Source organism: Paenirhizobium cremeum, from assembly GCF_022884085.1.
Classification (GTDB): domain Bacteria; phylum Pseudomonadota; class Alphaproteobacteria; order Rhizobiales; family Rhizobiaceae; genus Allorhizobium; species Allorhizobium cremeum.
This window is the reverse complement of the sequence record NZ_JAGGCS010000005.1, coordinates 217070-233256: the sequence shown is the minus strand read 5'-3', so window position 1 is coordinate 233256 and position 16187 is coordinate 217070. Positions and strand designations below refer to the sequence as shown.

14 protein-coding genes are annotated in these 16187 nt (G+C 61.8%); 9 read left to right on the top strand and 5 right to left on the bottom strand.

Going from position 1 to position 16187, the window contains the following annotated elements; translation table 11 throughout:
• Nucleotides 1-44: 44 nt before the first annotated feature.
• The 3 genes from speB (at nt 45) to J5N58_RS11525 (ending at nt 2969) form a co-directional block, all read left to right on the top strand.
• Entirely contained in the window at nt 45-998 is a 954-nt protein-coding gene (gene speB, locus J5N58_RS11535) for an agmatinase (protein ID WP_244710863.1), read from the top strand.
• A 69-nt stretch (nt 999-1067) separates the two neighbouring features.
• On the top strand, nt 1068-2000 hold the full coding sequence (gene argC, locus J5N58_RS11530) for an N-acetyl-gamma-glutamyl-phosphate reductase (RefSeq protein ID WP_113338763.1): 933 nt from the start codon (nt 1068-1070) through the stop codon (nt 1998-2000).
• A 141-nt stretch (nt 2001-2141) separates the two neighbouring features.
• The gene (locus tag J5N58_RS11525; RefSeq protein ID WP_113444058.1) at nt 2142-2969 is read left to right on the top strand and encodes a DODA-type extradiol aromatic ring-opening family dioxygenase; all 828 of its coding nucleotides are present in this window, start codon (nt 2142-2144) and stop codon (nt 2967-2969) included.
• A 134-nt stretch (nt 2970-3103) separates the two neighbouring features.
• On the opposite strand, the gene J5N58_RS11520 is transcribed toward J5N58_RS11525, so the two are convergent.
• From J5N58_RS11520 to J5N58_RS11510, 3 genes are all read right to left on the bottom strand, one after another.
• Entirely contained in the window at nt 3104-3571 is a 468-nt protein-coding gene (locus tag J5N58_RS11520) for a cupin domain-containing protein (RefSeq protein ID WP_162708121.1), read from the bottom strand.
• The gene (locus J5N58_RS11515; protein ID WP_244710860.1) at nt 3564-4187 is read right to left on the bottom strand and encodes a TetR/AcrR family transcriptional regulator; all 624 of its coding nucleotides are present in this window, start codon (nt 4185-4187) and stop codon (nt 3564-3566) included. Before J5N58_RS11515 ends, J5N58_RS11520 begins: the two co-directional genes overlap by 8 nt.
• Before the next feature lie 132 nt (nt 4188-4319).
• Nucleotides 4320-5423, bottom strand: coding sequence for a COX15/CtaA family protein (locus tag J5N58_RS11510; RefSeq protein WP_113338760.1), 1104 nt, complete (start codon nt 5421-5423; stop codon nt 4320-4322).
• A 120-nt stretch (nt 5424-5543) separates the two neighbouring features.
• On the opposite strand from J5N58_RS11510, the gene J5N58_RS11505 reads away from it, so the two are divergent.
• Together J5N58_RS11505 and J5N58_RS11500 are read left to right on the top strand one after the other, a co-directional pair.
• The gene (locus J5N58_RS11505) at nt 5544-5753 is read left to right on the top strand and encodes a DUF2842 domain-containing protein (protein WP_112827195.1); all 210 of its coding nucleotides are present in this window, start codon (nt 5544-5546) and stop codon (nt 5751-5753) included.
• Nucleotides 5754-5882: 129 nt separating this feature from the next.
• The gene (locus J5N58_RS11500) at nt 5883-7151 is read left to right on the top strand and encodes a GNAT family N-acetyltransferase (RefSeq protein WP_244710858.1); all 1269 of its coding nucleotides are present in this window, start codon (nt 5883-5885) and stop codon (nt 7149-7151) included.
• Between the two features lie 10 nt (nt 7152-7161).
• Here J5N58_RS11500 and J5N58_RS11495 read toward each other — a convergent pair whose 3' ends face one another.
• The gene (locus tag J5N58_RS11495; RefSeq protein ID WP_244710856.1) at nt 7162-9408 is read right to left on the bottom strand and encodes an exopolysaccharide transport family protein; all 2247 of its coding nucleotides are present in this window, start codon (nt 9406-9408) and stop codon (nt 7162-7164) included.
• Between the two features lie 213 nt (nt 9409-9621).
• Here J5N58_RS11495 and J5N58_RS11490 point away from each other — a divergent pair, with 213 nt between their 5' ends.
• Nucleotides 9622-10173, top strand: a complete 552-nt coding sequence (locus J5N58_RS11490; RefSeq protein WP_244710854.1) for a polysaccharide biosynthesis/export family protein — start codon at nt 9622-9624, stop codon at nt 10171-10173.
• A gap of 3 nt (nt 10174-10176) precedes the next feature.
• Nucleotides 10177-11328 carry a glycosyltransferase family 4 protein gene (locus J5N58_RS11485; RefSeq protein WP_244710851.1) on the top strand — a complete coding sequence of 384 codons (1152 nt, stop codon included), beginning with the start codon at nt 10177-10179 and terminating at the stop codon, nt 11326-11328.
• 10 nt (nt 11329-11338) lie between these two features.
• On the opposite strand, the gene ftsH is transcribed toward J5N58_RS11485, so the two are convergent.
• Nucleotides 11339-13165 (bottom strand): ATP-dependent zinc metalloprotease FtsH, encoded by a 1827-nt coding sequence (ftsH, locus tag J5N58_RS11480; protein ID WP_112827199.1) that lies wholly within the window; start codon nt 13163-13165, stop codon nt 11339-11341.
• A 221-nt stretch (nt 13166-13386) separates the two neighbouring features.
• Between ftsH and J5N58_RS11475 the strand changes: the two genes are divergently transcribed.
• On the top strand, nt 13387-14946 hold the full coding sequence (locus tag J5N58_RS11475) for an undecaprenyl-phosphate glucose phosphotransferase (protein WP_112827200.1): 1560 nt from the start codon (nt 13387-13389) through the stop codon (nt 14944-14946).
• Nucleotides 14943-16187: an O-antigen ligase family protein gene (locus J5N58_RS11470; RefSeq protein ID WP_244710849.1), complete on the top strand. Its 1245-nt coding sequence runs from the start codon at nt 14943-14945 to the stop codon at nt 16185-16187. Before J5N58_RS11475 ends, J5N58_RS11470 begins: the two co-directional genes overlap by 4 nt.

Sequence of the window (16187 nt, the reverse complement as noted above, 5' to 3'; positions counted from 1 at the left end):
CCTATGTTCAGGCAGATTCCAGGCAAGAGACGAAGACGAGAGATATGGCGAGCAAATCCATCGACAATGCCTTTACAGCAAAAGCCGTTCGCGGCGCCGCGACAGATCCGACCTATGCGGGCGCGCTCTCCTTCATGCGTCGCAAATTCTCGAAGTCGCTGAAGAACGTCGATGCCGCAGTCCTCGGCATTCCCTTCGACGCTGCCGTCTCCAACCGGCCGGGCGCCCGCTTCGGACCGCAGGCGATCCGGCGCGCATCCGCGATCTTCGACAACGACCCGCAATACCCGTTTTCCCGCGACCTTTTCGAGAAGATGGCCGTCATCGATTACGGCGATGTGCTGCTCGACTACGGCAACCACCAGAAGACGCCCGGCCTGATCGAGAAGGAGGCCGCGAAGATCATTGCTTCCGGCGCCTACCTGCTCGGTCTCGGCGGCGATCATTTCGTTACCTGGCCGCTTCTCAAGGCCCATGCTGCCAAGCATGGACCGCTGGCACTCGTACATTTCGACGCCCATCAGGACACCTGGGACGACGATGGCAAGCGGATCGATCACGGCTCCTTCGTCTGCCGCGCCGTGCGCGAAGGCGCGATCGATCCGAGCCATTCGATCCAGATCGGCATCCGGACGCATGCGCCGGAGGATTTCGGCATCCGCATCCTGCATGGCTACGAGGTCGAGGACCTCGGCGCACAGACGATCGCCGATCGCATCCTTGCCCATGTCGGCAGGAAGCCCTGCTATCTCACCTTCGATATCGACTGCCTCGACCCGGCATTCGCCCCGGGAACCGGAACGCCGGTTGCCGGCGGCCCATCCTCGGCCAAGATGCTTTCGGTTCTGCGCAAGCTCGGCGCGCTCGACATTCGCGGTTCCGATATCGTCGAGGTGGCGCCTGCCTATGACCACGCCGATATCACCGCCATTGCGGGCGCGACGGTCGCGATGTATATGCTCGGCCTGCGCGCCGAGAAACTCGCGACACGCACCTGACATATTGATTCAGCATTCTACGAAACAGATTCCGGAATTTCCACCAACCTCCTGACAGGGGACGATAAAATGACAGCGAAGATCTTCATCGACGGCGAACACGGCACCACGGGACTGCAGATCCGCACCCGCATGGCCGGCCGCCGCGACGTTGAACTGCTGTCCATCCCGGAAGAGGAGCGGCGCAATCAGGCAATGCGCGAAGACCTGCTGAACAGCGCCGACATCGCCATTCTCTGCCTGCCCGACGACGCCTCGCGGGAAGCGGTGCAGATGGTTTCCGGCAACAATAAGGTCCGGATCATCGACACCTCGACGGCTTTCCGCGTCGCTTCCGATTGGGCCTACGGCTTTGCCGAAATGGACAAGGCCCAGAGGGAAAAGATCCGTTCCGCCCGTTTCGTCGCCAATCCCGGCTGCTATCCGACCGGCGCGATCGGCCTTATCCGGCCGCTTCGTGCCTCAGGCATCCTGCCGGACGGCTATCCGGTCACGGTCAATGCGGTCTCGGGCTATACCGGCGGCGGCAAGCAGATGATCGCCCAGATGGAAGACCAGAGCCGGCCCGATGCCATCACGGCCAACAACTTCCTTTACGGGCTGACGCTGAAGCACAAGCATGTGCCGGAAATGAAGACCCACGGCCTGCTCGATCGCGCGCCGCTTTTTTCGCCGTCGGTCGGGCGTTTTGCGCAGGGCATGATCGTGCAGGTACCGCTTTTCCTCGACGACCTGAAGGACGGCACGACGATCGAGACGATCCATGCCGCCCTCGTCGCGCACTATGCCGGCCAGGACATCGTCAATGTGGTTTCGCTCGAGGACAGCGCAAAGCTGGCCCGCATCGATGCCGAAGAGCTGACCGGTCAGGACACGATGAAGCTCTTCGTGTTCGGCACGCAGGGCGGTCCGCACGTCAACCTCGTCGCGGTCCTCGACAATCTGGGCAAGGGTGCTTCCGGCGCAGCCGTCCAAAACATGGACCTGATGCTTTCCGCCTGAACGACGGGCTCAACGTTCGCAAGAATTGGCGAACGACAGCTTTGTCGTTCACTCTAAGTGAACGATTCGTCGCCTGATAGACGGATCGTTTGCACTTGATGATCTTGCTATGTTCCGGCTCATCAAAAGATGAGGCGCGACATGAGCGACACCCGTTTTCCAGTCTATTTCATTCCCCATGGCGGAGGCCCCTGGCCCTTCATGCAGTTTCCGGCAGGACCGGACGGCAAGAAGCCGTGGGCCGATCTTGCAGACTTCCTGAAGTCGCTTCCGAAGGATGTCGGCCGCACCCCGAAGGCCATTCTAATGGTTTCCGGACATTGGGAGGGGGAACCGGTGCCAACCCTGAGTTCGGCACCCCATCCCGGGATGCTCTATGACTATTACGGCTTTCCGCCGGAAACCTACCAGCTCACCTACCCCGCCCCGGGCGCTCCCGATGTGGCGCACCGGGCAAAGCAGCTTCTCGAAGCCGCGGGCATTCCGGCTGCGGAGGATGACAGGCGCGGCTACGACCACGGTGTCTTCATCCCGCTGATGGTCGCCTATCCCGATGCCGACGTGCCTGTCGTGATGATGTCGCTCAAGAACACGCTCGACGCTCCAAGCCATGTCGCGATCGGCAAGGCACTGGAACCGCTGCGGGATGAAGGCGTTCTGATCGTCGGCTCCGGCATGAGCTACCACAACATGCGGATGTTCTTCCACGACAATCCCGAGCACAAGCAGCAGGCCATCCGCTTCGACGACTGGCTAAGCGATGTGGTCGCGATCGAGGACCCGGACCAGAGGGCGGCAAGACTTGCGACCTGGGAACGAAACCCGGACGCACAGGCCTGCCACGTTCCGGACCACGACCACCTCGTGCCCCTGTTTGTCGTAGCCGGAGCCGCCGGTCAGGACGCCGGCCAACACATTTTCCGTGGTGAATTCCGCGGCAAGCCCTATTCCGGCTACAGATTCGGCTAAGGTCGCGCTCTCAAGATCTGCTCTCGATGATCTGGGCAAAGGCGCTTCCGGCGCAGCCGTCCAGAACATGGACCTGATGGTTTCCGCCGGAAGGATGGCCGCCCGCCGCCCTTCTGCCGGAAATGGTGCGGGAGTCATGCTGCCAGAATATGGATGCCGTAAGTCTCGGTGAGCGCCATGATGCGACCGATCGCCTCGGGCGTCGGCGGACCGGCCGGCGGCTCGTGGCTGGCAGCAGCCTCGAAAAATTCCATCATCCGGTCGTCGACGACCGACATCATCAGCGCCGGCGCCTGCGAGGCGTTACGATAGGCGTGTGGCGCATGGGCCGGAATGGTCACCACGTCGCCGGGTACGGCCTCGGTCTCGGTCGGCTTGCCGTCGATCAGGGCCCAGATCGTCACCGTGCCCTGCAGGATGCGAAAGATCTCCGGTGAGGCATGGGTGTGCGGCGGCGTACCGCTGCCCGGCGGCACGGCCACGTCGATGACATTGAAGCCGGTGCCTTCCAGCCTGCCGCGCTTCATCACCTCGTCGCCCATCACCCACATCTTTCCGGCGCTTGCGGCCGGATGCACTTTTGCTGAAAAATTGTCATTCATTCCCGTCTTCCTCCAACCGTTCGTCCTTCGACAGGCGCCCTTCCCGTCTCGCCGCATCGAGCAGGGCACCGATCGCCCATGCGGCCGCTTTTCCAGCCTCCCGTCCCGACAGACCCCAGTAATCCTTCATGGTCTGCCAGGCGGTGGCGCTGAAAAGAAGCTGGACCGTCGCTTCGAGCTGCCTTGCCCGTTCGGGGTCCAGATTGTCCGTCACATCCGAGAGGCTTTTGCGGAATGCCGCTTGCCGCTCGCCATTCGCCTGCAGGCGCATCTGCCGGCCGGCGCCGCTCGCATGGGAGGCGCGCACGATGCCCTCGATACCGTCCAGCGAAGCGAAGAGTTCCGGCGGCAACTCCACCAGATCCCGCTCGCTTTTCGGCCAGAAGCGCACACCGAGCGAGGCGTTGGCGCTGTGCCAGAAGGCCGACAGCAGATCCTCCTTGGTCGGAAAATGCCGGAAGATGGTGCGGCGGTTCACACCGCTCACCTCCGCCAGTTCGTCGAACCCGAGGGCATTGTCGGGGTCGGCCTCCAGCATCGTCCGCACGCCCGCAAGGATCTTTTCGCGGGTCGCGTGCGCCTGCTCCGCCCGCAACGGGCTCTCATATTTTGTCACTCTTAATGTATTCATGTCATTATTAGTGACATCAATTACGGGCAGCGTCAAGCAGGAAAAACGCGCGAACGAAAAAGGCGGACGGAATTTATCCGCCCGCCTTCCGGTGGAGTTGGAAATGGGGTGGAAAACTCAGTCGCGCAGGACAACCGCAGTCTCTGGCGCGTATTCGCCATAAAACCCGCGCCAGTGGGCAATGGCGAAGCCGAGGACGATCAGGGCACCGCCCTGGTGGGCAAGGGCAGCGTCGAGTGGCACCTGCAGGAGCAGCGTGGTTATGCCGATGGCCGCCTGGATAACGATCAGGGCAAAGAGCACGACGCTGCGGCGGGCATGGGTCGATTGCGGTGCGGCCTGAAGCGACCGGATCATGTGCCACAGCGCAAAGGCCAGCAACGCATAGGCTCCGAGGCGGTGGATGTACTGAACCGTCTTGGGATTCTCGAACAGGTTGATCCACCAGGGTTGCTGAATGAAGAGGTCCGACGGGACAACCGCTCCGTCCATCAGCGGCCATGTGTTGTAGGCAAGACCGGCGTCGAGGCCGGCCACCAGAGCGCCGAGATAGATCTGAAACAGCGCGAGAAAGGCAAGGCCAGCCGCCCAGCGTCGGGACGTGGGTGTTGGCGGAGCATCCCCGCTATGCGGCGACAGACCACGCATGATCCACATGCAGGCGGAGAAGATCAGACAGGCAATCACGAGGTGCGTCGCCAGCCGATACTGGGAAACGCTGGTCAGCTTGGTCAGCCCCGACGACACCATCCACCAGCCGATGAAGCCCTGGAAGCCGCCAAGCGCGAGCAGTCCGACCAGCGGCCAGCGGAGGCGACGCTCGATCCTGCCCGTCAGCCAGAAATAAAAAAGCGGTAAGGCGAAGATTACGCCGATGCTGCGGGCCAGCAGGCGATGCGCCCACTCCCACCAAAAGATCGACTTGAACTCGTCGACCGTCATGCCCTTGTTGATCTGCTGGTACTGCGGAATACGCTGGTAGAGCGCGAATTCCTCCTGCCATTCCTCGGCCGAAAGCGGGGGGATGACACCATGAATGGGTTTCCATTCGGTGATGGAAAGGCCGGAACCGGTCAGCCGTGTGGCTCCCCCCACCAGCACGAGACAAAAAAGCGTGACGAGCACGACTCCGAGCCATATGCGGATTGCACGCCGGTTTCGCCCGCCGCGTTCCATCGCCTCACGTATCTGGATCTCAGTGGTGCTTGTCGCGTCAGTCATTCCGCCATCCTCGTTTATGCTGTTGATTTGCATCACTTGGCCATGCAAAACAAGACCTGAGACCCATGGGTGGGAACATCCCTCAGGGCTCCACCTGCAAGAACACACAAAGGACAGACGATGCCGGCCCGGTTGCGCTCATTCATTGGCACGATCATCATCATCATCCTCGTCGTCGTCTATGCGCTCGTCGCCACCACGATAGCCTCCAGCCTGCTTGCCACCTCGCCATGGTGGGTCCATCTCCTCTATTTCCTCCTGTCCGGCCTCCTGTGGATCCTGCCGGCCATGCTGATTATCAAATGGATGGCCGGTCCCGTCCGCAAATGACGGCAAACGCGGCGGTTAACCGACCGATAACCGCACTCTGCGGAAAAGCTCCGGCGACACAGGTTTGCTAACCGTTTTTCTGCGCGCTTCGGCTAGTCTCCCCCCAGTCTCGTCGGACGGGAGAGCGCTGTGCAGACATCGCCGGTCGAATTTCAAAGCCTTGCGGCCATAGACCGCCTGAGCCGCATGGACCATGCGGAGTTTTCGCACGCCGGGACGATGGCAGCCGCAAGCGCCCTCGACATCACATTGCACGAGAGCATGGAGCCGCTGGAGAAGGAATGGCGCGCGCTCGACGTCGATCCGCTCAACTCCCTTCACCAGAGTTATGACTGGTGCCATGCCTGGACGAAGACCCATCGCAATCCGCTCGCCATCATCAGGGGCCGTCGCGGCGCAAAAGCAGCATTCATCCTGCCGCTCGAAATCGTTCGCGCCAACATGGTGCGGACCGCACAGTTCATCGCCGCCCGGTACAACAACATCAATAGCGGCCTGTTCTCCGCCGAATTCCGGGCGGGAGCCGGCGCAAGCGATGTCGCTCAAGTGGCCGAGGCGATCACCGCCCTGCTCGCCGGCAAGGCGGATCTCGTCAACCTGCAAAATATTCCGCTCGAATGGCGCGGCGAAAGAAGCCCGTTTGCGGCCCTGCCCGCCATCGAGAACCAGAACCACGCCTTCCAACTGCCGCTGACGGGGGATTTTCAAAAAACGCTTGCGCAATTGAATGCCAAGCGCCGGCGAAAGAAATTCCGCGGACAGGTGCGCAAGATCGAGGCGGTCGGCGGTTTCGAGCATTTCGTCGCCCGATCGCTGACGGAAAAGAATGCACTCCTCAATCTCTTCTTCGAGCAGAAGGCCATTCGTTTCAAGGCGCTTGGCTTGCCTAACGCCTTTCAGGCGCCGGAGACACAGGCGTTCTTTCACATGCTGCTCGAGGTCGACGGCAGCAGTCTCGACACACCGCTGGAACTGCATGCGCTTCGCCTCAAGGGCGATTATCGGGGCAGGATTGCCGCCATCGCCGGGCTTTCACGCAAGGGCGATCATGTGATCTGCCAGTTCGGATCGATCGATGAAAGTCTCGTTCCGGAGGCAAGTCCCGGCGAACTGCTGTTCTGGCTGATGATCGAACGCAGCTGCGAGGAAGGAGCCGCCCTTTTCGACTTCGGCCTCGGAGATCAGGATTACAAGCGCCGCTGGTGCACGGTCGAAACGGTGCAACACGATATATTGCTGCCGATCAGCGCGGCCGGCCATCTGGCCGCCTTCGCCCAGCGTGGCGTGGTGCGCACCAAGGCTGTCATCAAGGGCAATCCGCAGCTTTACTCGTTCATCCAGAGACTGCGGGCCCATGCCGACAACGTGCCGGCCCAGGCAACCGGCACGGACGATTAGGGTCCGCAAGTCAGGCAGCGTCGCGCTTGCCCTGCCCCTCCGGAGCCGTCCCCTTGCCGGTCATCAGCACGAGATCGGTATAACCGACCCTCTCGAAGGCTTCCATAATGCGGGCGAGTTCCGTCATGTCCGGGTCGGGTGCCGACAGGATGATTTCATGCTCGCCGCTCCTGCTGAGGCGGGCGATGCCCTGGACATCGGCCGGACCGCATTCCACCAGCACCAGATCGTAGGCCTCCGACAGCGCATCGGTAATCATCGACAGACGATCGGCGCCGCGCATGGCCTGCCGCACATCCGCATTGCCCTGGGGCACGATGTCCGCATCCGAGAGGCGGTCGGGGTGGATCGTTTCGAAGAAGGGAGCCGTGCCGCACAGGAGATCGGTAATACCCGGCAGATCCCGGCGAGATGCCATGAGCCAGGTCGGACATGCCGAACCAGTCATATCGATCAGCACCACCTTCACGCCCCGTTCCGCCACCTCGCGGGCGAGCATCACGGTCGCGGTCGAGCCTTCGTCACCGGAGGGAGAGATGGCCAGTGCGATCCGCACATGTTCGTCGACCAGATAGCGGGCGACGGCTTCGATCGAGAATTCATCCGCCGGTTCTTCCTCGGCGAAATCGAGCGCCTGTTCCATCTCCTCGGCCAGTTCCTCGTCGGGAGCAACGGGAAGCAGGCTGGCCGGCAGATCCGGGCGAAACCCTGTTGCGGACGGCGGCGGCACCGGCGTTTCGGTCAAACGTTCGACGGCAGCCGCCCGGGGCTGGACAACGGGCTCACCCGTCGAGGGGACCGCCGCCATGCCCACCATTTCCGCCTGATGGGGCGATATTGCAGGAAGGCCGCCTTCGACCGGCCGCAGCGCCCGGCCGCTGAAGAGTTCAGACAGCATGACGACGACCGCACTCAAGATGAAAGCGGCGAGTGTCGCCACGACGGTGATCGGCAGAACCTTCGGGAAGTTCGGTTCCGTCGGCTCGACCGCCTGCGAGATCAAGCGGGCATCCGCCGGGCTCGCATCCTTGGCCATGCGGGTCGTCGCCTCACGATAACGGGCAAGATAGGTTTCGAGCAACTGGCGCTGGGCGGCGGCTTCGCGTTCCAGGGCCTTCAGGCCGACCTCGTCCTCGCCGGCGCGTGCCGACTCGGCTTTGACGGTGTTGAGCTGCTGGATGAGCTGCGTCTCCCGGGCGCGGGAAACGGCAGCCGCGTTCTCCAGTCCGGCTGCCACCTTTGCGGATTCGGCGGCAATCTGTTCGCGAATGCCGGCGAGCTGGGCGCGCAGCGCCTTCATCTGGGGATGCCCTTCCAGCAGGGTGGTCGAAAGATCGGAAATCTGTGCGCGAATTTCCGATTCCGTGCCTTTCAGTCTCTGGATTGCCTCCGAGCTTGCAACGGCCTCGAGCGTTTCCGTCGAACGGCCGGCCTTCAGCGCCGCGCGCACGTCTTCCGCTTTTGCCTCGGCATTGGCCCGCTCACCGCGGACCCGCGCCAGTTCGGCAGAAATGTCGCTCAGTTGCTGGGCGGAAAAGGTCGACGTTTCGCTAAGCGGCAGCAGGCCCGCCGAAGCACGATAGTCGGCGACCTTCTTTTCGGCCTCCTGCACCTTTTCGCGCAGGTTGGCGATTTCCGGTTCCAGCCAGCGTGCGGCTTCGGAGTTGCTGTCCAGCTTGGCGCCGCTCTGGATGGCGCTGTAGACCTTGGCAATCTCATTCGGCACCGCGGCGGCGAGCTTGGGGTCCTCGGAGGTGAACTCGATGCCTATGACGCGCGATTTTTCAACCTGATAGACCTGAAGCTTCTCCTGGAATGTCTTGAGCACCCGCTCTTCGGGCGCGAGGTCCAGCGGGTTTTTCTTCAGTCCGACGAGGACCAGGAGATGGGAGACCACGGACGGATTGGTGTCCGGATCGAACTCCTCCAGTTCGTAGAGCTTCAGGTCGCGCACAACCTGCTTGATCAGATCGACGGACTGCAGGAGTTGCACCTGGCTGACGATGTTCAATTCGTCGAGAACCGGCTCGGTCGTCGTGCCCGCCCTTTCGGTCGCGGAAAAGGTCGGCTGGCGGGGCTCGATGAGGATGCGCGCCTCACCGCGATAGCTCGGCGAAATGAGGTTCGCTCCGGCAAAGGCCAGGCCGCCTGCCAGCGCAGTGACTGCCAGAATACGCAGGCGCTTGTGCCACACGGCCCGAAAGAGCTGCGCGAGATCGATATCCACGTCCTGCTGCCCGTTGCCCACGCTCGACATGCCATACTCCCGGTACAAATCCGGCCGGATAGTAAAGGAACATGGTAACCCAAGCGTTAACTGCAATATTCTTGGATCGGTGGAAATTATCCTACGGCCTCCCGTGACAATATCGTTCTTTACCTCGCGTTAACCCTAATGGAATGATAACGGAACCATCGGAATTCGCTACCGGGGGCGCGTCGGCGCATGTCATCGTCTGGTGTAAAAGGAATGGTCTGGCTGCTCGCCGCGCTGGCTCTTGCCATGCTCAATGGTTGCGCGAGCTATAGACCGGCTCCCAAGGTCTTCCATGAAGCCACGATCCAGCCCTACCGGCTCGACAGCGGCGATCGACTGAGGATCACCGTTTTCGAACAGGCGAGCCTGACAAATACCTATACCGTCGACCAGGCCGGCTATATCGCCTTTCCGCTCATCGGACAGGTGGCGGCCCGCGGCGCCACCCTGCCTCAGTTGGAAGGCGTGATCGCGCAGAAGCTTCGTGGCGGCTACCTGCGCGACCCCGACGTCTCGATCGAGATCGACCGCTATCGCTCGATCTTCGTCATGGGCGAAGTCGGTCAGCCGGGCCAGTATGCCTATGTCCCTGGAATGACCGTCCTCAATGCAATTGCGGTTTCAGGCGGGTTCTCGACCCGGGCCAACCAGCGCGATGTCGACGTTACCCGCAAAATCAACGGAGAGATCCTGACCGGACGCGTGCCGATCACCGATCCCATTCTTGCCGGCGACACAATCTACGTTCGCGAACGGCTCTTCTGATCGATGCCACAAGCCATTCCCCTTCGCATTGTGCACTGTTTCCGGTCTCCCATAGGCGGTATCTTCCGCCATGTGCGCGACCTTGCGGAACAGCATGCGCGCGCCGGGCACGACGTCGGCATCCTGTGCGACAGTTCGACCGGCAGCGAACACGAGGACCGGATGTTCGAGCAGATTCGTCCCTATCTGTCGCTCGGCCTGACGCGCATGCCGATCCAGCGCTCGATCGGGCTCAGCGACATCGCGGCGCTTTACGCCAGTTACAAGGAAATAAGGAGCTTGCAGCCGAATGTGTTGCACGGCCATGGCGCCAAGGGCGGCGCGGTCGCACGCATCATCGGCTCAGCCTTGCGGGTCAAGAGGTATCGCGTTGCCCGCTTCTATTCGCCCCATGGGGGCAGCCTGCATTTCGACCCCAGGTCGATTGCGGGCCGCGGCGTGTTTGCCGCCGAACGCATGCTCGAACACATGACGGACGCACTCGTCTTCGTTTGTGACTATGAGCGACAGACCTATGTCCGCAAGATCGGACGGCCGCGCTGCGCCGACAGGATGGTCTATAATGGCATCAACGACCGCGATTTCGTGCGCATTCCGCCGCGCTCCGACGGCGTGCATTTCCTCTATGCCGGCATGCTGCGCGATCTCAAGGGACCGGATGTCTTCATCGACGCCTTCGCCCGCACCGAGCGCCTCGTCGGCCATCCGCTCAGCGCTCTCATCATCGGCGACGGTCCTGATCGCGACAAATACGACGCCATGATGCAACAGCGCGGGCTTGGCCGGCGTATCGGCCTTCTGCCGGCCATGCCGGTTAAGGAGGCCTTTGCCATGTCCGACATCGTCGTCGTGCCCTCCCGCGCCGAAGCGATGCCCTATATCGTGCTCGAAGCCCTCGCCGCCGGAAAATCCGTGATCGCGTCGAGGGTCGGTGGCGTACCGGAAGCGCTCGGACCGGAGAGCGAGGCGCTTGTGGAACCGGGCAACGCAGAAGATCTGGCGCGCGTCATGACAAAAGCCATAACCACGCCCGGCTGGCGCCGCGCGACCATGCCGGATGCGGCGGCTTTCAAAGCCAAGTTTTCCGCATCCACCATGGCCGACCAGATTGCCGACCTCTACCGGGAACGCCTCGAAGCCGCTTTCCTGAATTGAACCATGTCGGTCAAACTGCCGGCACCTCCACGCCACCGCTGCGGCGCGCCAGCGGCGGAAAATCAACCGGCGTCAATGTCTCCTTCTCGAGCAGCAGCTTCGAGCCGTTTTCCAGTTCCGAACGGCGCCCCTCCAGCACACGCTTTGCCTGCTGGTAGGCGGCATCGATCATGGAGCGCACAGCAAGATCCACCTCACGCGCTGTCGCCTCGGAATAATCCTTCGGTCGCATGCGCATCTGGCCATCGTCCAGCCACTGGCTGCGCTGCGGCTCCAGGACCGCCTGCCCGACGGAGGCGTCCATGCCGAAACGGGTCACAATCTCCCGGGCGATATCCGTCACCTTGGCGAGGTCGTCGGCGGCGCCGGTCGAAATCTCCCCGAAGATCAGGTCTTCCGCTGCACGACCAGCCAGCAGGACGACCATCCGTTCCCTGAGTTCGCCCGAAGTAATCAGAAAGCGGTCTTCGGTCGGCCGTTGCAAGGTATAACCGAGCGCCCCGATGGAGCGGGGAATGATCGAGACCTTCTGCACGGGATCGGCGGTCTTCAACGCTGAGGCGACAAGTGCATGGCCCATCTCGTGATAGGCGACGCGGCGGCGCTCCTCGGGATTGAGAATGCGGCTGCGCCGTTCCGTACCGGCAATCACGCGCTCCACCGCAGCGACAAAATCCTCCATGGCCACCGTGCCGGCGCTTCGACGGGTGGCAAGGATCGCTGCCTCATTGATGAGGTTGGCGAGGTCGGCGCCGGTGAAGCCCGGCGTCAGTCCGGCAATCGCATCGATATCGACATCCTGGTCGATGATGACGTTCTTCATATGCACCTTGAGGATCGCCACGCGGCCCTTCCTGTCCGGGCGATCGATCACCACCTGCCGGTCGAAACGACCGGCACGCATCAGGGCCGGGTCCAGGATCTCCGGACGGTTGGTCGCAGCCAGCAGGACGATGCCGACGCGAGGGTCGAAGCCATCGAGTTCGGCGAGCAACTGGTTGAGTGTCTGCTCCTTCTCGTCATTACCACCGAAACCGCCGAACGAATTGCGCGCACGACCGAGCGCATCGAGCTCATCGATGAAGATGATGCAGGGCGCCGCAGCGCGGGCCTGTTCGAACAGGTCACGCACGCGGGCAGCACCCACGCCCACGAACATCTCCACGAACTCCGAACCCGAGATGGAGAAAAAGGGCACACTCGCCTCGCCGGCGACCGCGCGCGCCATCAGCGTCTTGCCGGTTCCGGGAGGACCGACCAGCAGGATGCCCTTCGGGATGCGCGCGCCAAGCCGGCCATAGCGATCCTTGTCCTTGAGGAAGGAAACGATCTCCTCCAGTTCGGCCTCTGCCTCGTCGATGCCGGCCACGTCGTCGAAGGTCACGCCGGTCTTGCGCTCCAGATAGATCTTGGCTCTCGACTTGCCGATGTTGATTAACCCGCCCATGCCCTGGCGCTCGGCAATCCCACGGAAGAAAAACGACCACAGGGCAAAGAATACGACCACCGGCAGCACCCAGGAGAGCAAGGTGGTCAGCCAGTTGGCGTCAGTCGCGCCGGTGATCTTGACGCCCGCCTTCTCGAAGACCTCCGCGAAAGCCGGGTCCACACGGTTCGCCACGAAATACTTGCGGCCGGACTGCGGCTCCTTGAACTCGCCCTGCACGGTGGTCTCGGTCAGGGTAACGGCAGCAACCCTGCCTTCGTTCACCGCATTCAGCATCTCGGTATAGGAGAGCTGCGCGTAGTCGCGATAGCCGATCCATGCCTGGAAGATCAGCAGCAACGAAAAAGCGAAGAGAAAATAACCAAGGTTGAAAACGTGTTTCTTTTCCATGCGAAAATGCCTTTCTGGAAGCCACCGGCCGCAAGACTTTCCATCGCATGATCGGCTTGGCGCCACGTTGATTTCTGTCAAATCGCGGATGGGGGCGCAAGCCTCATTACTGTGCCAAAACATGGCAGTTTCCAAGGCGACGGGTGGTTTTTGCCGTTCGCGATCAAACGTTTCTTAGGACCTTTCCTCTAGGCTGCGGCCACACAAGGCGAGATCCTCAAATGAATCAGATGGAAAAGTCCGAGCAGTTCGACGTCGACGCGCTGCGCAAGAAGATCTCTGAAAACGCCGCCATGGGCGATGCCATGCCAGGCGCCTCGGAGAGCGCGGAGATCAATCCGCTGGCCCGGCAGATCGCCAGCCAGTTTCAGGAGTCCAACTATTCACCGACGATCATCATCGGACAGCTCAGGCTGCTCGAATTCCTCTGCCTCTTCGCCATCGGCCTCGGGGTTCATTATTTCATAGCCGCTCAACCGGCCGCACTTTTCTTCAGCATTATGGGCTTGAGCGCGATCGGTTCCGCCATCACGGTGCTGTTGATCCAGATTGCGGACAGCTATCAGATTTCCGTGCTGCGTACGCCGCTGCGGTCCGCAAGCCGATATGTCGGCGGCTGGACGGTGGCGCTGACCCTTGTCGCTCTCGGGCTTTTCCTCTTCCGCAAGAACGGCCTCGATTTCCGCGACTGGCTGGTCATCTGGTATGGCTGCGGCCTTGCCTTCCTGCTCGTCGAGCGCAATCTGGTCGGCTTCGCGATCCGCAAATGGGGCCGCAACGGCATCATGGAACGCCGCGCTGTCATCGTCGGCGGCGGTCAGCCCGCCAAGGACCTGATCCGCGCACTGGAGCAGCAGCCGGAAAACGACATCCGCATCTGCGGCATCTTCGATGACCGCGGTTCCGCCCGTTCGCCCGATGTGGTCGCAGGCTATCCAAAGCTCGGCACGGTTGCCGAACTCGTCGAATTCGCCCGCCTCGCGCGCATCGACATGCTGATTATCTCCCTGCCCCTCAGCGCCGAGGCGCGCATCCTGCAGCTTCTGAAGCTGCTTTGGGTCCTGCCGACGGATATCCGTCTCGCGGCCCATTCCAACAGTCTTCGCTTCCGTCCGCGTTCCTACTCCCATGTCGGCGCAGTGCCGATGCTCGACATCCTCGACAAGCCGATCCGCGACTGGGACTCGGTTGCAAAACGCGCCTTCGACATTTTCTTCAGCCTAGTGGCGCTCTCGCTCCTCTGGCCGGTCTTCATCGCTACCGCCATCGCGATCAAGCTGAACTCCAAGGGGCCGGTCTTCTTCATGCAGAAGCGCCATGGCTTCAACAACGAAGTCATCAACGTCCTGAAATTCCGTTCGATGTATACCGAGATGAGCGATCCCTCAGCGCGCAAGGCAGTGACCAAGGGCGACCCTCGAGTGACCAAAGTCGGGCGCTTCATCCGCAAATCGTCGATCGACGAACTGCCCCAGCTCTTCAACGTGCTGCGGGGTGACCTCTCGCTCGTCGGCCCTCGCCCGCATGCCGTCTCCGCCGCGACCCACGACCGGGTCTATGCGGACGTCGTCGACGGCTATTTCGCCCGTCACCGCGTCAAGCCCGGCGTCACCGGCTGGGCGCAGATCAACGGCTGGCGGGGCGAGATCGACAGCGACGACAAGATCAAATACCGAACAGCCTACGACCTCTACTACATCGAGAACTGGTCGCTGCTCTTCGATCTGAAGATCCTCTTCCTGACGCCTATCCGTCTGCTGAACACGGAAAATGCGTATTGAGTACGATCGAGGTCCAGGCTCCTGTCGTTTTCAGGCCACAGCGCGCGGCACTGGCGATCATCGGTTCAGCGATAGTCGCCTTCGGCGTCTTCCTGTCCGGCTTCGTCATTTCGGAACCTGCCCCTTACGAGCTCGTCATGGTGGTCCAGGTCGCGATCTGGTTCCTGCTCGGGCTGAGGATCTCACGGGCCGTCGCTCCATTGCTGACATTCCTGCTGGTATTCAATGTCGGCGGCATTCTTTCACTGACCGTGATGAAGGATCTGGCCGATGGGCCGATGTATCTCGCCGTCTCCACCTTCCTGGCGCTGACCTCGGTATTCTATGCGGCCATCATCGAGGACGACCACAGGCGGCTGCGGCTGATCTTCCGCGCATGGGTCGCCGCAGCCGTGATTACCGCCCTGCTCGGTATCCTCGGCTATTTTCACGCCTTTCCGGGCGCGGAGGCTTTTACCCGCTATGACCGCGCCATGGGCGCGTTTCAGGACCCCAACGTCTTCGGCCCCTTCCTGATCGCACCTTCGCTCTATCTGATCCATGGCCTTTTGACCGGGCGGCTTGCGGGAGCGCCCGTCAAGATCGCCGGTCTTCTGGTGATAGCGCTCGGTGTCTTCCTGTCCTTCTCGCGCGCGGCATGGGCGCTCTTCCTGTTTTCCGCCATGGCGCTCGTGCTGATCCTGCTCCTCAAGGAGCGCACCGGCACCTTCCGGTTGAAGATACTGCTGCTGTCGCTTGCAGCCGTGGCGACGCTGGTTGTCGCCGTGACAATAGCGCTGCAGTTCGAGCAGGTCCGCAACCTGTTCCTCGACCGCACGACGCTGGTCAAGGAATATGACGGCGGGCATCTCGGCCGTTTTGCCCGCCACCGCATCGGTTTCCTGAACGCCATGGAACAGCCGTTCGGCATCGGCCCGATGGTGTTCAGCAAGATCTTTCCGGAAGACGAGCACAATATCTGGCTGAAATCCCTTACCAGCTACGGCTGGCTCGGCTTTATCTCTTACATCTCGATTATGGCGTGGACCGTCACCATCGGCTTCCGTTACCTCCTTCGTAACCGCCCATGGCAGCCCTACCTGATGATTTCCTGGATCGTCGTCATCGGTCACATGATGATCGGCAACGTCATCGACACCGATCACTGGCGACACTTCTACCTCCTGCTCGGTATCGTCTGGGGCTGCGGCGCGCTGGAATGGCGTCATCAGCGGACAAGCCGACGCCCGGCCGGACCATGA

Bases quoted from the DNA above. Each gene is read 5' to 3' on its own strand.
- ftsH (WP_112827199.1), bottom strand. From the start codon at position 13,165: ATGGAAAAGAAACACGTTTTCAACCTTGGTTATTTTCTCTTCGCTTTT.
- J5N58_RS11525 (WP_113444058.1), top strand. From the start codon at position 2,142: ATGAGCGACACCCGTTTTCCAGTCTATTTCATTCCCCATGGCGGAGGC.
- J5N58_RS11495 (WP_244710856.1), bottom strand. From the start codon at position 9,408: ATGTCGAGCGTGGGCAACGGGCAGCAGGACGTGGATATCGATCTCGCG.
- J5N58_RS11490 (WP_244710854.1), top strand. From the start codon at position 9,622: ATGGTCTGGCTGCTCGCCGCGCTGGCTCTTGCCATGCTCAATGGTTGC.
- J5N58_RS11475 (WP_112827200.1), top strand. From the start codon at position 13,387: ATGAATCAGATGGAAAAGTCCGAGCAGTTCGACGTCGACGCGCTGCGC.
- J5N58_RS11505 (WP_112827195.1), top strand. From the start codon at position 5,544: ATGCCGGCCCGGTTGCGCTCATTCATTGGCACGATCATCATCATCATC.
- argC (WP_113338763.1), top strand. From the start codon at position 1,068: ATGACAGCGAAGATCTTCATCGACGGCGAACACGGCACCACGGGACTG.
- J5N58_RS11520 (WP_162708121.1), bottom strand. From the start codon at position 3,571: ATGAATGACAATTTTTCAGCAAAAGTGCATCCGGCCGCAAGCGCCGGA.
- J5N58_RS11510 (WP_113338760.1), bottom strand. From the start codon at position 5,423: ATGACTGACGCGACAAGCACCACTGAGATCCAGATACGTGAGGCGATG.
- J5N58_RS11485 (WP_244710851.1), top strand. From the start codon at position 10,177: ATGCCACAAGCCATTCCCCTTCGCATTGTGCACTGTTTCCGGTCTCCC.
- speB (WP_244710863.1), top strand. From the start codon at position 45: ATGGCGAGCAAATCCATCGACAATGCCTTTACAGCAAAAGCCGTTCGC.